This is a genomic window from Comamonas humi, assembly GCF_054782535.1.
The window spans coordinates 259,323-272,932 of record NZ_BAAGSH010000018.1 but is presented as its reverse complement, the minus strand read 5'-3'; the positions used below and the strand labels follow the sequence as shown (position 1 = coordinate 272,932).

The window sequence follows — 13,610 nt, the reverse complement described above, 5'->3', positions numbered from 1 at the left end:
TCCAAGTCGTGGAAAGCGCTAGCCGCTCTCTTTTTTAGCAGGCTTGCAGCAGCGCCGCGCTGCCCAGCCCGCCGGCGCCGGCCACGGCCGTCAGGCCCCAGGCGTCCGTGCCGGCGCGCTGCAGGTCGGCCAGCAGGCGCACCAGCGCGATGGCGGCCGAGGCACCTATCGGGTGGCCGCGGGCCAGGCCGCCGCCGTGGTGGTTCAGCCGCGCGGCATCCACGCCATGTTGCTCCAGGTGCTGTTCCCACTGCAGGCCCTGCACGGCAAAGGCGTCGTGCAGTTCGATGGCATGCAGCGCAGTCCAGTCCAATTTCTCGCGCTGCATCAGGCTGTCGGCGGCGGCGCGCGCCTGCGTCAGCGGCATGGCGCTGGCACCGCCCAGGGCGCGGTAGCCGTGCCAGCGGGCCACGGCGCGCAAGCCCAGTTCGGCGCAGGCAGATTCGCTGGCCAGCAGCACCAGGGCTGCGCCATCGGCACGGGTGGAGACGGCCAGCGCGCTGGTGGCGCATTGCTGCGCTTCCGGTGCTTCGTGCAGATCGGACTGCGCCACGACGGGCATGCGCGCCAGCTGCGCGGGCCCCAATCTTTGCCGGGCGCGCGGGTAGGCGTCGTGCCGCAGGCCTTCGATGGCGATGATTTCGTCGGCCAATTGGCCTTGCGATTGCATGGCGCGCTCGTGGCTGCGGCGGGCGTAGTCGTCCTGCTGCTCGCGGGTATATCCGTGCTCGGCCGCATAGCGGGCCGCGGCCAGCAGCAGGTCGGGGTCGTCCTGCGGGCGGGGCGCGAACGGTGGGCGCTCGTAGGACTGGGGCTGTTCGTGCGCGTGCAGCGGGCGGGTCTGGCGGATGGGGGCGCGGCTCCAGGCTTCGGCGCCGCCGGCCACCACCACGCGGGCCTGGCCGCTGGCAATGAGTGCCGCGCCCATGGCCACGGCGTCCAGCCCGGCGCAGCACTGCGTGTCGATGCTGTAGGCCGCGCAATGCTCGGGCAGGCCGGCAGCCAAGGCGACCATGCGCGCCGGATTGCCGCCGGCGCCCAGCGCATTGCCGAGCACGATGGCATCCACGTCCTGCGGCCTGGCGCCGGCGCGCGCCAGCAGGCCCTGCAGCACCGGCGCGGCGAGTTGGTGCAGCGCGAGCTGGCGGAAGGCCCCGCCGTGCGGCGCAACGGCGCTGCGGGCAAAGCCGGCGATCAGGGTAGTGGGCAGGGGCATGACTCGGGATTGTGCAGCCATTGCGCGACGGCCGCGTGGTCGGGCTTGCCGCTGGCCGTCTGCGGCAGCGGCTGGGCCACAAAGAAGCGGCGCGGCGTCTTGAAGGCTTCGAGCCGTTCGCGGCACCAGTGCTGCAATTCGGCGGCCGAGGGCGGCGCGGCGCCGGGCACGGGCTGCACCACGGCCGCGACCAGCTGGCCGCGCAGTGCATCCTGCAGGCCCTGCACCGAGGCCGCGGCGATGCACGGGTGCTCGCACAGCACGGCCTCGACCTCCTCGGGGAACAGGTTCTTGCCCTGGGTGACGAGCATGCGCTTTTCGCGGCCCACCAGGGTCAGCAAGCCGTCATCATGAAGGCTGCCCATGTCGCGCACCGACAGCCATTCGCCATCGGCTTCATCGAGGCGCACGGCGGCCGTTGCGTCATGGCTGCCGCCCACGTAGTCCATGAACAGCATGGGGCTGTGGATGAAGATGCTGCCCACCTCGCCGGGCCCGAGCATACGCGCGCCCGGCGCCACGCCGTCGCGGATCTGCAGCCGCACGTTCAAGAACGGCCGGCCCACCTGCTGCGCGGGCGCGTCGCTGCGCGCATCCATCCACGCGATGAAGCTGGCCTCGGACGCGCCGTAGAACTCCACGATGCGCGCTTGCGGAAACAGCGCCTGCAGCGCCGGCGTGTGCTGGCGCATCCAGCGCGCGCCGCTGATGAGGATGAGCCGCACCGCCGGCATGGGCGCGAGCCGCCGCCGCTCGGCCAGCTGCAGCATCACCAGCAGCTGGCTGGGCACGGCCACCAGGCAAGGCGCCGCGCCCGCGGCCAGCGCGGCCAGGCAGCGCGGGGCCGAGAACTGGGCCTGCAGCACCGCGCCCGCGCCGCTCCAGATGCCGAGCAGCGCGCCAAACAGGAACAGCGAATGCGACATGCGCCCCGGCGCCAGCACGCGCGTGGCGGCGGCCGCGCCGAAGGTATCCAGGCAGACGCGGAAGCTCTCGGTCCACGAACGGTGGTGGCGGCGATAGCCCTTGGGCGTGCCTGTGCTGCCCGAGGTGAAGCCTATATAAAAAGGAGAGCATTCAGCGCTCTCTGGATAAGGGCTGGAGGCCGATTTGGCTATGAAATCGGCCATCAAGGACTGCACATGGGCCTGCACCGGCGCGGGCCAGTCGCTGTCGGCCACGGCGGCGCAGCGGCCGCTGGCGATGACGGCGAGGAAATCCGCCAGCATCTGCACCGGGCCGTCGGCATCGTCGACCAGCACCGTGGCCGGTGCCTGCCGCGCATCGAGCCGGCGGGCACGCTGCTGCACCAGCGCATGCAGCGCGGCAAAGCTCAGCTGCTGCGTGCCATCGTCAAAGGCCGGCGCATCGCCGCGCTCGGTGGCCCAGTGCGCCAGCGGGCCATGGACGAAGCGCTGCCACTGCGGCAGCTCTGCCGCGCTCATTGCGGGTTGGCGCGACCGCCGAAGCGCCAGTCGGGAATGCCGCGCGCCACGGTGTGCACCACCACGGCGGCCACCACGCACTTGATCAGGTCGCCGGGCACGAAGACCAGATCACCCATCAGCGCTTGCATGGGGGCGAGCTTGGCCATCAGCACCAGGCCGACGATGCCGAAGGCATGCATCACGAGGATGCCGCCGACTGCCGAGGCGATGAAGGCCTTGGCCGCCAATCGGCCCGGCGTGGCGCCCGGCAGCATCCGCATCACGAGCCCGGTCACCATGGCCGCCACGGGCCACGACACCAGGTAGCCGGCCGACGGCAGGAAGAACACGCCGACGCCGCCGCGCCCGCCCGACAGCAGCGGCAGGCCCAGCGCCACCGCCGCGAGGAACAGCAGCATGGCCTGGAAGCCGAGCCGCGCGCCCAGCAGGCAGCCGGCGAGCATCACGCCCAGCGTCTGCACGGTGATGGGCACGCCCAACGGCAGGTCGATCTTGGGAATCAGGCCAAAGACGGCCATCAGCGCGGCGAACAGGGCCACGAGGGCGAGGCGGTGGGTGGAGGAGGTGTTCATGGCAGGAAGGATTGAAGTGAAATAGGGCGTTGTGGCTTATGGGGTATGCGCAAGTAGCTATCTTTTTGAGATCAGGGGCCGAGCGAAGCGATGGCCCTTCTGGTGTGCCCACCCCTTCTGGCTGCGCCTGGGGCGTGGCGTTTGCGGGGTGGGCATGCGCGTCGGAGCGCGCATGCTTCGTTGTCTGACTCGCCGGGGTTGTCCGAGCGCAGCGCCTTCGGCGCGGAGTCGAGTTCCACGGCGCACCCCGCAAACGTCACGCCACAGGTTGCCCCGCTGCCGTGCAGCGGGGTCGCAGACAGCAGGGGCGCTTTCTTTTGCCTCCTTTTCTTGCGCGTGCAAGAAAAGGAGGTGCGCCGCCGGGCGCATATCCCGGCCTCTGTCCTCAACAGAGGCAAAGAACTGAAAGCGTGCGCAGCCATCACATTCAAGCCCCCAACCGAATCGCCAGCGCATCCGCCACCTTGCGCGCCGCCAGCAGCATGCGGATCGTCAGCGGCGCCAGCAGGCGCAGGCCGCCAGCCTTGCCGGTGCGGATGCGGTGGGCGTCGTCCAGGCGTGACCACTGCACGAAGAAATGTTCGGTGAAGCGCATCATCAGCCCGAGCTGCAAGGCCAGGCGCTCGGTGCGCACGCCAAAGCGCTGCAGCGGCGCCAGGCAGCGCTCGGCCACGGCCAGCAACTCGCCGAAGCGGGTCGTGGCCGTCAGCATCGCGCCCAGCATGGTGCAGCTTTGCAGGCGCAGCGCGCTCTCGATGCCCAGCAGCGGCCGGCCGGTGAGCGCATGGAAGCCGGCGACCAGCGCGGCGGCGATCGCGGCCATGCGCACCAGGCGGCGGGTGGGGCGGCTGGCCGCACCCAGGCTCAGGTACAGCGCCAGCACCACGGCGAACGCGCCGGCCTGCCATTGGCCGTAGGGGGCCGATGGCAGAAACAGCAGCAGCATGCCTGCCAGCGCCAGAATGGCCAGCTTGGCACCGGCCGGCACGCGGTGCAGCCAGCTCGGGATGTCGCTGTACAGGCTGCCCATCAGACCGGCTCCAGCTCCGGCGCCAGGGTGCGCACGTGGGCCTCGTAGGCGGCGCAGACCTCGTGGCCCGGCCCGTCGCCGCGGATCTCGCCGCGGTCGAGCCAGAGCACGCGCTCCCAGCCGCGCACATGGTCGAGCACATGGGTGGAGGCCACCACCTGCTGCGGCGCGCGGCGGATGTCGGCCGCCAGCCGGGCCTGGCCGGGCAGATCGAGGCTGGCGAAGGGCTCGTCCAGCAGCATCACGGCGGGCGCGGCCATCTGCAGCGACAGCCAGCACACGTGCTGGCGCTGGCCGTGGCTCAGGCTGCCGACGGCGCGCTGCGCCCAGTCGGCCAGGCCGCGCTGGGCCAGGAACTCCTGGCCGCGGCGGATGGCCTCCTTGCGCGGCACGCCCTGGTACTGCAGGCTGAGGCCCAGTTCCTCCTCCACGGTGGGAAAGATGATCTGGTCGTCGGGGTTCTGGAACATCATGCCCACCACGCCGGGCAGGGGCACGCGGGCTGCCTGCAGGTCGTGGCCCGCGACCTGTACGCTGCCCTGCGCGGGGCGCTCCAGGCCACACAGCAGCCGGAACAGGCTGGTCTTGCCCGCGCCGTTGTTGCCGATCAGGCCGATGCGCGGCTCCTCCAGGCGCAGGCTCAGGCCGCGAAACACCTGGGTGGTGCCTCGCTGCAGGTGGACGGATTGCAGCGCGATGCCGCTGGCGGGCGATGGGGAAGCCAAGATGAAGACCAGGGAAGGCAAGGCGCCTGCCGGGCAGGCCGCGATGCATGGTGGTGAAAAACCGGCGTATTGTGGCACGAGCCAGAGCCCATGCGGCATCACGAAGATTTGGCTTTTTTTGGTACCAGCCGCCAAATAGTCATTGGGGAAAATTTACGTACTTTAGTGATTTTTCTGAATTTTGCTTGATATTTTCACGATTTGAATGCAGTTGATATCTGAATCTAAGTCACTGAGGGCTTTGCCGCGGATCTGATGCCAGGCTTATTTCTCGTGCAAGCTATTGATATAGGAAGATTTATAGATAGAAAAGACAAAAAACTCATATTTCATGCCAGAAAGCGCGAGCCAGCCTGAAGGAATGGCCGCTGCGGCAACCCTTGCGGAGCCGCTACACTGGCGCCGATTCAACGCCTTGCCGCCCATGCCGAACACCACTGCCTCCAAGCCCCTTGCTTCCCGTTGGACCCATCTGGACGCGCTGCGCGGGCTGGCCCTGGTGTGGATGACGGTGTTCCATTTCTGCTTCGACCTGAGCCACCTGGGCTTCTGGCGGCAGGACTTCTACCACGACCCGTTCTGGACCTGGCAGCGTGTCGGCATCGTCACGCTGTTCCTGCTGTGCGTGGGCATTTCGCAGGCACTGGTGCAGGCCAGGCCCGCACCGGCGCCGCTGCTGGGGCCGCGCTGGTGGCGCGTGGCGGGCTGCGCGCTGCTGGTGTCTGTGGCCTCGTACCTGGTCTTTCCGCAAAGCTATATCTACTTCGGCGTGCTGCATTGCATCGCCGCGGTGTCGCTGCTGCTGGGGTGGGCGCAGCGCTGGCGTGGCCCGGTGCTGCTGGCGGTGGCGGCGCTGGCCATGGCCTTGCCGCGGATCTACGGGCTGGTGAGCGCGGAGCTGCCGGCGGCGCTGGTGCAGGCGCTCGATGGCCGCGCGGGCAGCGTGCTGGGCCTGATCACCCAGCTGCCGCGCACCGAGGACTATGTGCCGCTGCTGCCGTGGATGGGCGTGGCCCTGCTGGGCCTGTGGCTGGGGCGCCTCATGGTGCGGCGCCCGCCGGCCGCGCTGCAGCGCCCCGCCGGCTGGCCGCTGCGCCTGCTGGCCGCGCTGGGGCGGCACAGTCTGCCGTACTACATGCTGCACCAGGTGGTGCTGATGGGCGCGCTGATGGCGCTGCGCGCAATGCTTTGAGCATAAAAAAAGCTGCCAGCGCTTACAGGGTAAGCGCTGGCAGCTATCGTTTTTAAAGCGTGTACTTAACGGCGACCGAAAGATCCGCCGCCACCACCGCCGCTGCGGCCACGGCCGCCACCGAATCCACCACGGCGGTTGCGGTCCGCCATGCTGTCGACGCTGGTGCGCATCGGATCGGGCTGTCCGCCGCCGGCGCCGCGATTGCGGCTGCGGCCGTCCACGGTGCCACCGAACTGCGTGCCCAGGTGGGCGTCAGCGCGGGGCTGGTGGTGATCGTCGTAGCGCGGACCGCCGCCACCGCCACCGCTGCTGCGGCCACTGCTGCCGCCGCCGTTGCCAGCACTTCCGCCGCGGCGATTGCCGTGGCTGCTGCCGGGCGCGCCGCGGCCCATGCCGTTGCCGGAACCGGAACCGGAACGCTGCGGGCGCGGTGCGCGCTCGCTGCGCGGCTGGGCGTCGCCGGCCTGGCCCTGGCCTGCGTCGGCCTGGCGGGGCGCCGGGCTCTTGCCAGCGCTCTTCGCGGCACCGCCACCGGTGCCACGGGCAGGCTTGTTGGCGCGGATGCGCTCCATCATTTCGCTGCGGGCAGCCTTGGCGGCGGCCTGCATGACTTCGCGGCTCGGCGGCTTGCCGGCGCCGCCCCAGATGGTCTGGCGGCCCATGGCGATGGGTTCGCCCTTCTCGCCCTCGTCGGGGCCGAAGCCTTCGAGGCGCTGCACGGCAATTTCCTGCTTGGTGAAGCGCTCGATGTCCATCATGAAGCCTTCCTCGTCCATGCAGACCAGGCTCACCGCATGGCCTTCGCGGCCGGCGCGGCCGGTGCGGCCGATGCGGTGCACGTAGTCTTCGGGCACGTTGGGGATCTCGTAGTTCACCACGTGCGGCAGGTCGTCGATGTCGATGCCGCGCGCGGCGATGTCGGTGGCCACCAGCGCCCGGATCTCGCCGGTCTTGAAGCCCGACAGTGCCTGGGTGCGGGCGCTCTGGCTCTTGTTGCCGTGCAGCGCCATGGCCGAGACGCCATTCTTGGTCAGGAAGTCGGCCACGTTGTTGGCGCCGAACTTGGTGCGGGTGAACACCAGCACCTGGCTCCAGTCGTGCTCGTTGATGATGTGCAGCAGCGCCTGCTTCTTCTTGGCGCGGCCCACCGGGCAGATGAGCTGGCTGATGCGCTGCACCGTGGTGTTGCGCGGCGTGACCTGGATGTGCAGCGGATCGCGCAGCAGGGTGTTCGCCAGGTCGCGGATCTCGTCGCTGAAGGTGGCCGAGAACAGCAGGCTCTGCTTGCTCTTGGGCATCAGCGCCAGCACCTTCTTCACGTCATGGATGAAGCCCATGTCGAGCATGCGGTCGGCTTCGTCCAGCACCAGGATCTCGACGGTGGACAGGTCCAGGAAGCCCTGCTGCTGCAGGTCGAGCAGGCGGCCCGGCGTGGCCACCAGGATGTCCACGCCCTTCTTGATGCGCTCGATCTGCGGGTTCATGCCCACGCCACCGAAGATCACGGTGGACTGGATGGGCAGGTGCTTGGCGTAGTCGCGCACGTTTTCCTCGACCTGGGCGGCCAATTCACGCGTGGGGGCCAGCACCAGGGCGCGGATGCCCTTGCGGCCCGTGGCCGGCGATTGGCTCAGCAGGTGCAGCATCGGCAGCGTGAAGGCAGCCGTCTTGCCGGTGCCGGTCTGGGCGCCGGCCAAAAGATCCTTGCCCTGCAGCACGGCGGGGATGGCCTGGGCCTGGATGGGGGTGGGGGCTTCGTAGCCTTGCTCGCGCACGGCCTGCACGATGGCAGGCGCCAGATTCAGTTCTTCAAAAGTCATTGATAGATGCGTCCTAGCCTGGACGCCGGGTATCGGCCTTGTCGAAGCAATTTTTGGTTTTATTGCCTGCCAGTCGCAGACCGATGGGTTCAGAGAGTGGAGCCTGGAGCGAGTCCTTCGTCCGCAGCAAAAGCGCTGGTGTTTCAGGCGACTGGAACCTGAAATTCCCGGGTATTGTCGCATGCAACGATAATCCCAAGGTTCGGATACCCATTTTTTACTGTTTTTCGACACAAGAACACATGGCTCAATACGTTTTTTCGATGAATCAGCTGACCAAGACCGTGCCGCCCAAGCGGCAGATCTTGAAAGGCATTTCGCTGTCCTTCTTCCCTGGCGCCAAGATCGGCGTGCTGGGCCTGAACGGCTCGGGCAAGTCCTCGCTGCTGAAGATCATGGCCGGCGTGGACAAGGAGTTCGAGGGCGAGGCCATCCCCATGGCCGGCCTGTCGATCGGCTACCTGCCGCAGGAGCCGCAACTCAACCCCGAGCACACGGTGCGCGAGGAGATCGAGGAGGCCATGAGCGCGGTGAACAACGCGAAGAAGCGCCTCGACGAGATCTACGCCGCCTACGCCGAGCCCGATGCCGACTTCGATGCGCTGGCCGCCGAACAGGGTGAGCTGGAAGCCGTCATCGCCGCCGCGGGCACCGATTCGGAGCACCAGATCGAGATCGCCGCCGACGCGCTGCGCCTGCCGCCGTGGGACGCCATCATTGGCAAGCTGTCGGGTGGCGAAAAGCGCCGCGTGGCACTGTGCAAGCTGCTGCTGTCCAAGCCCGACATGCTGCTGCTCGACGAACCCACCAACCACTTGGACGCCGAATCGGTGGAATGGCTGGAGCAGTTCCTGCACCGCTTCACTGGCACCGTGGTGGCCATCACCCACGATCGCTACTTCCTCGACAACGCGGCCGAGTGGATCCTGGAACTGGACCGTGGCCACGGCATTCCGTACAAGGGCAACTACTCCGACTGGCTGATCCAAAAGGGCAACCGCCTGGAGGCCGAGCAAAAGGGCGAGGAAGCCCGCGCCAAGGCCCTGAAGAAGGAACTGGAGTGGGTGCGCCAGAACGCCAAGGGCCGCCAGGCCAAGAGCAAGGCCCGTATCGCCCGCTTCGAGGAACTGAGCGACTACGAATACCAGCGCCGCAACGAGACGCAGGAAATCTTCATTCCTGTGGCAGAGCGCCTAGGCACGCAGGTGTTCGAGTTCCACAACGTCACCAAGAGCTTTGGTGACCGCGTGCTCATCGACAACCTGAGCATGAACATCCCGGCCGGCGCCATCGTCGGCATCATCGGCCCGAACGGCGCCGGTAAATCGACGCTGTTCAAGCTCATCGCGGGCAAGGAGCAGCCGGACTCGGGCAACGTCATCGTCGGCCAGACCGTGAAGATGGCCTTCGTCGACCAGCACCGCGACGCGCTGGCGAACGAGAAGACGGTGTGGGAAGACATCTCGGGCGGCCTCGACATCATCAACGTCGGCAAGTTCCAGATGGCCTCGCGCGCCTACGCCGGCCGCTTCAACTTCAACGGCCAGGACCAGCAGAAGAAGGTGGGCAACCTCTCCGGCGGCGAACGCGGCCGCCTGCACCTGGCCAAGACGCTGATCCAGGGCGGCAACGTGCTGATGCTGGACGAGCCCTCGAACGACCTGGACGTGGAAACCCTGCGCGCGCTGGAAGATGCGCTGCTGGAATACGCGGGCACCGTGCTGGTGATCAGCCACGACCGCTGGTTCCTGGACCGTATCGCCACGCACATCCTGGCTGCCGAAGGCGACTCCCAGTGGGTGTTCTTCGACGGCAACTACCAGGAATACGAGGCCGACAAGAAGAAGCGCCTGGGCGAAGAGGGCGCTGCGCCCAAGCGCATGCGCTTCAAGGCACTGAAGTAAGCCGCTGCGGCGCCTGCGCCGCATACCAGGACGCTTTCGAGGGGAGTGCCGTGACAGTGCATGCTTCTTCCGTTTTCGACCGCTGCGTGGCGCAGGCCCTGGAAGAGGCCGCGCCGCTGATGGCGTCACTGTGCGACGCAGCACTGCGGCAGCCGGCAGCCGACCCCTGGCTGCGCGACAAGCGCGGTGCGCTGCCGGCGAGCTTTGCCAGCCGGCTCAAGCTCGCCGTCCGCTTTGCCGCGCAGGACCTGCAGGACGCCTACCAGGCGCTGCTGGACGACTGCGGCGAAAGCAACTGGGGCCCGGCCGCCATGCGGCTGTACCAGCGCACGGCCGACAGCCTGGCGGACCTGGAAAGCATCTACCGGCCGCTGCGCAAGCAGACGGCGGACTGGCGCCACGGCAATCCACTGCGCCCCGAGGTCTACCTGGACACCTTGCACAGCACGCTGCTCGACCAGGGCATCGCCGCGGGGGAACCCCCAGCCTTTCTCGATGCCATGGTGGAGGTGCTGGGCGAGTACCTGGCGCGCAGCTATGCGGCCATTGCCGAACAAGCCCGCGCCGAGTGCGGGCAGCAACTGCAGCAGGCCGAGCACAAGCGTGCGGAGGCCCATAGCCCGGCGCGCCAGTTTGCGCGGCGCGTGCGCCCGTTTTTTGCCATTCCCCGGCACTGCCCGGTAGGCGCCATCCGGGCCTACAAGGAGCTGCTGCCGGTGCTGGAGCGCGTGGCCGCCAGCGAGCCCGCTTTCTTCGACGACCCGCAGCACGCCGCGCGGTGTCTGGTGCAAGCCATCGTGGACCAAGCGGTCGCGCTCAAGAACGCGGGCGCTGTCGAGGCGTTTCCGCAGTTTTCCGTGCAGGTGAATGCAACGCTGGCCTTCCTGAGCGACCTGACCCACCCCACGGCGGACGACTTTGCGCGCGAGCTGCCGCGCTACAGCGCAGAGGCGGCGGAGCAGTCGCAGCCGCAGGACGCACCCGTCAGCGAATGGGGCGGCAGCGGCTGGAGCGCTTCGCTGCACGCCGAGGCCGGCGGCGATTCCGGCCATGGATTCCTGGCTTCGATGCAGTCCATCCAACCCGCGGAGCCGGCCCCTGTCGTCGTCGAGGCTACGGTGGCCGAACCCGAATCCGAATATCTTCCCAAGCCGCTGCCTGCGGACTGGTCGCTGGAGCCGGGCGCGATGCTGGAGTTCCTCAGCCAGGGCCAGTGGCTGTCCAGGCAACTGAGTTGGGTCAGCCCGCAGCGCACGATGTTCCTGTTCACCGCGACCGACGGCACCTCGCAGACCATCACCCGACGCATGCTCGACAAGCTGGCGCGAGAGCAGGCCGTGCGCCTGCGCTAGGTATCCTGCTCAGGCCTGCTCAGGGTCAATGCGAATGGAGCCGCGGCATGCCGCGTGCTACGGTGCGCCGGCGATTCATCGACGGAGACTTCCCATGCCTAAAAATACCCCTGCCAACCTTGCCCGGCGCGCTTCCGCGCTCGCGCTGGCACTGGCTGCCGCCGGCCTGCTGGCCGGTCCGGTCCATGCCGCGGACGCCAAGAAATATCCCGACAAACCGGTGCGCGTGGTGGTGGGCTTCTCGGCCGGCGGCACCACCGACGTGGTGGCCCGCATCATGGCCAAGGAGCTGACGGCCGCGCTCGGCCAGTCCTTCGTGGTCGACAACAAGCCCGGCGCCGGCAGCAACATCGCCACCGAGATGGTGGCCCGCGCCGAGCCTGACGGCTATACGCTGCTGTTCGTGGCCGTCACCAGCGCCATCAACCAGACGCTGTATCCCAATGTCAAGTTCGACCTGACCAAGGACTTCGCGCCGGTGGCGCTGGGCGCCAAGGTGCCCAACGTGCTGGTGGTCAACGCCAGCGTGCCGGTCAAGAACGTGCAGGAGCTGATCGCCTATGCCAAGGCCAACGAGGGCAAGGTGGCGTATGCCTCGTCGGGCAGCGGCACCTCGATCCACATGGCGGGCGAGCTGTTCAAGCTGCGCACCGGCCTGCACACCCAGCACATCCCCTACAAGGGCAGCGCCCCCGCGCTGACCGACCTGATCGGCGGCCAGGTGCAGTTCATGTTCGACAACATGCCCTCGTCGTGGCCGCATGTGGTGGGCGGCAAGCTCAAGGCGCTGGCGGTGACCACCACCAAGCGCTCGCCGACTGCCCCCGACCTGCCGACGATGGAGGAGAGCGGCATCAAGCCCTTCGATGTGTCTTCGTGGTTCGGCCTGATCGCGCCGGCCGGCACGCCGCCCGAGATCGTGAACCGGCTCAACGCGGCGATGAACCAGGCCTTCGACAAGCCCGAGGTCAAGGAGGCCTATGCCAAGCTCGGTGCGGTGGCCGAGAAGAACACGCCGCAGCAGTTCGGCGCCTTCATCAAGTCCGAGGTCACGAACTGGGCGCCGGTGGTCAAGTCCTCGGGCGCCAAGGTGGATTGAGCGCCGGCCGCGCTACTCGATGAATTCGCCGGCGCGGTTGATCATGGTCAGGCCGACATACTGGCTGCCCATGTGGTTGTCGGGCGCGTAGCGGATCGACAGGCTGCCGTAGCGCCTCTCGCCCATGGACTCCAGCGCCTCGCGCAGCGAATCGCGGCTCACACCGCGGCCCGCCTTGCGCAGGCCCTCGACCAGCACCTGCGCGTTGATGAAGACCTCCATGCCCAGGTACGAGTAGTCGGCCTGGCCCAGGGTCTTCTGGTAGTCGCCCGCGACCGGGACATGCTTCTTCCACGGATTGGGCACCAGCGTGGTGAAGACCACGCCGCTGCGGCGCTCGCCCAGCGACTTCACCATGACCGGATTGGCTTGGGCCGCGAGGTTGTAGAACTGCGCCGTCAGCCCGGCCTGGCGTGCAGCCAGGATGAGCTTGGCCGTGCCCGGCGTCGATGCCACCACCACCACGCCATGCACCAGTGGCAGCGCGGCCAGCGACTGCGCGACCTTGGCCGCGTCCGAGCCGTCGATGCTCAGTGCCAACTCGGCCACCGGCTGCACCTTGCTGGCCGCGAAGACAGTGCCTGCCGCCTGCTTGCCCGAGCGGCCGAAGGCATCGTCCTGGTAGACCAGCGCGATGTTCTGGTAGCCGATGGTCTGCATGTGCTGGACCATGTGCTGGATTTCCTGCCGCGTGCCGGCGCGCACGTTGAAGACGAAGCGCCCGGGCTGCTCGCGCATGGCGCCGCCGCCGGCCAGGCCGCCCACCAGCGGTATGCCGCCGGCATTGGCGGCCGGTGCCGCCTCGTTGCAGGTGGCCGTGCCAAAGCAGTTGAACACCGCGACCGCCCGGCCTTCGCTGGCCAGCTTGCGCACGTTCTGCGCCGCGATCGCGGGATCGAACCGGTCGTCGAGCGCCTCCAGGCGCAGCGGCCGGCCGGCTATGCCGCCGGCGTTGTTCACCGCCTCGAAGTAGGCGTTGGTGACCTTGAGCGCCTCTTGCCCCACGGCGGCGTTGAAGCCGCTCAGCGGCAGGCTGGCACCGATCACGATGTCGCCTTCGGCTGCGTGGACGAAGCTGGCGGCCAAGGCCAGCGCGGCGGCGGATGCAAGCCGTGGAATATGCATGGAACCCTCTCTGTGCTGCTTTTGTTGCTGTATGTAACTTTTCTGCGCGCCTCGCACTGTGCCTTGCATTCGATCTGCCAAGACTCGGTGTTTCTCCCGATGCGTGCGCAAACGCCACAGGGCG

12 protein-coding genes are annotated in these 13,610 nt (G+C 68.1%); 4 read left to right on the top strand and 8 right to left on the bottom strand.

Annotated elements, in window-relative coordinates; translation table 11 throughout:
* Positions 1 to 34: 34 nt before the first annotated feature.
* From ACYVKR_RS19335 to ACYVKR_RS19310, 6 genes are all read right to left on the bottom strand, one after another.
* Entirely contained in the window at positions 35 to 1,216 is a 1,182-nt protein-coding gene (locus ACYVKR_RS19335; protein WP_460482586.1) for a thiolase family protein, read from the bottom strand.
* Positions 1,195 to 2,661 (bottom strand): AMP-binding protein, encoded by a 1,467-nt coding sequence (locus tag ACYVKR_RS19330; RefSeq protein ID WP_460482585.1) that lies wholly within the window; start codon positions 2,659 to 2,661, stop codon positions 1,195 to 1,197. The genes ACYVKR_RS19335 and ACYVKR_RS19330 overlap by 22 nt, the downstream gene beginning before the upstream one ends.
* Positions 2,658 to 3,236, bottom strand: a complete 579-nt coding sequence (locus tag ACYVKR_RS19325) for a biotin transporter BioY (protein WP_460482584.1) — start codon at positions 3,234 to 3,236, stop codon at positions 2,658 to 2,660. Before ACYVKR_RS19325 ends, ACYVKR_RS19330 begins: the two co-directional genes overlap by 4 nt.
* Before the next feature lie 427 nt (positions 3,237 to 3,663).
* Positions 3,664 to 4,266, bottom strand: coding sequence for an energy-coupling factor transporter transmembrane component T family protein (locus ACYVKR_RS19320; RefSeq protein WP_460482583.1), 603 nt, complete (start codon positions 4,264 to 4,266; stop codon positions 3,664 to 3,666).
* A complete protein-coding gene (locus tag ACYVKR_RS19315; protein WP_460482582.1) occupies positions 4,266 to 4,991 on the bottom strand; it encodes an energy-coupling factor ABC transporter ATP-binding protein in 726 nt (241 codons plus the stop codon). The genes ACYVKR_RS19320 and ACYVKR_RS19315 overlap by 1 nt, the downstream gene beginning before the upstream one ends.
* A gap of 264 nt (positions 4,992 to 5,255) precedes the next feature.
* Positions 5,256 to 5,426 carry a hypothetical protein gene (locus ACYVKR_RS19310; RefSeq protein ID WP_460482581.1) on the bottom strand — a complete coding sequence of 57 codons (171 nt, stop codon included), beginning with the start codon at positions 5,424 to 5,426 and terminating at the stop codon, positions 5,256 to 5,258.
* Between ACYVKR_RS19310 and ACYVKR_RS19305 the strand changes: the two genes are divergently transcribed.
* Entirely contained in the window at positions 5,416 to 6,183 is a 768-nt protein-coding gene (locus ACYVKR_RS19305) for a DUF1624 domain-containing protein (protein WP_460482580.1), read from the top strand. The genes ACYVKR_RS19310 and ACYVKR_RS19305 overlap by 11 nt on opposite strands.
* Before the next feature lie 65 nt (positions 6,184 to 6,248).
* On the opposite strand, the gene ACYVKR_RS19300 is transcribed toward ACYVKR_RS19305, so the two are convergent.
* Positions 6,249 to 8,006: a DEAD/DEAH box helicase gene (locus ACYVKR_RS19300; RefSeq protein ID WP_460482579.1), complete on the bottom strand. Its 1,758-nt coding sequence runs from the start codon at positions 8,004 to 8,006 to the stop codon at positions 6,249 to 6,251.
* 242 nt (positions 8,007 to 8,248) lie between these two features.
* Here ACYVKR_RS19300 and ettA point away from each other — a divergent pair, with 242 nt between their 5' ends.
* From ettA to ACYVKR_RS19285, 3 genes are all read left to right on the top strand, one after another.
* Complete coding sequence (ettA, locus tag ACYVKR_RS19295; RefSeq protein ID WP_460482578.1) at positions 8,249 to 9,910, top strand: energy-dependent translational throttle protein EttA; 1,662 nt, start codon at positions 8,249 to 8,251, stop codon at positions 9,908 to 9,910.
* 50 nt (positions 9,911 to 9,960) lie between these two features.
* Positions 9,961 to 11,262 (top strand): hypothetical protein, encoded by a 1,302-nt coding sequence (locus tag ACYVKR_RS19290; RefSeq protein WP_460482577.1) that lies wholly within the window; start codon positions 9,961 to 9,963, stop codon positions 11,260 to 11,262.
* A gap of 94 nt (positions 11,263 to 11,356) precedes the next feature.
* A complete protein-coding gene (locus ACYVKR_RS19285; RefSeq protein WP_460482576.1) occupies positions 11,357 to 12,361 on the top strand; it encodes a Bug family tripartite tricarboxylate transporter substrate binding protein in 1,005 nt (334 codons plus the stop codon).
* Positions 12,362 to 12,373: 12 nt separating this feature from the next.
* Here ACYVKR_RS19285 and ACYVKR_RS19280 read toward each other — a convergent pair whose 3' ends face one another.
* Entirely contained in the window at positions 12,374 to 13,486 is a 1,113-nt protein-coding gene (locus ACYVKR_RS19280) for an ABC transporter substrate-binding protein (protein ID WP_460482575.1), read from the bottom strand.
* Positions 13,487 to 13,610 lie beyond the last annotated feature (124 nt).

Coding starts and splice junctions, on each gene's coding strand:
- ACYVKR_RS19335 (WP_460482586.1), bottom strand. CDS start 1,216: ATGCCCCTGCCCACTACCCTGATCGCCGGCTTTGCCCGCAGCGCCGTT.
- ACYVKR_RS19330 (WP_460482585.1), bottom strand. CDS start 2,661: ATGAGCGCGGCAGAGCTGCCGCAGTGGCAGCGCTTCGTCCATGGCCCG.
- ACYVKR_RS19325 (WP_460482584.1), bottom strand. CDS start 3,236: ATGAACACCTCCTCCACCCACCGCCTCGCCCTCGTGGCCCTGTTCGCC.
- ACYVKR_RS19320 (WP_460482583.1), bottom strand. CDS start 4,266: ATGGGCAGCCTGTACAGCGACATCCCGAGCTGGCTGCACCGCGTGCCG.
- ACYVKR_RS19305 (WP_460482580.1), top strand. CDS start 5,416: ATGCCGAACACCACTGCCTCCAAGCCCCTTGCTTCCCGTTGGACCCAT.
- ACYVKR_RS19300 (WP_460482579.1), bottom strand. CDS start 8,006: ATGACTTTTGAAGAACTGAATCTGGCGCCTGCCATCGTGCAGGCCGTG.
- ettA (WP_460482578.1), top strand. CDS start 8,249: ATGGCTCAATACGTTTTTTCGATGAATCAGCTGACCAAGACCGTGCCG.
- ACYVKR_RS19285 (WP_460482576.1), top strand. CDS start 11,357: ATGCCTAAAAATACCCCTGCCAACCTTGCCCGGCGCGCTTCCGCGCTC.
- ACYVKR_RS19280 (WP_460482575.1), bottom strand. CDS start 13,486: ATGCATATTCCACGGCTTGCATCCGCCGCCGCGCTGGCCTTGGCCGCC.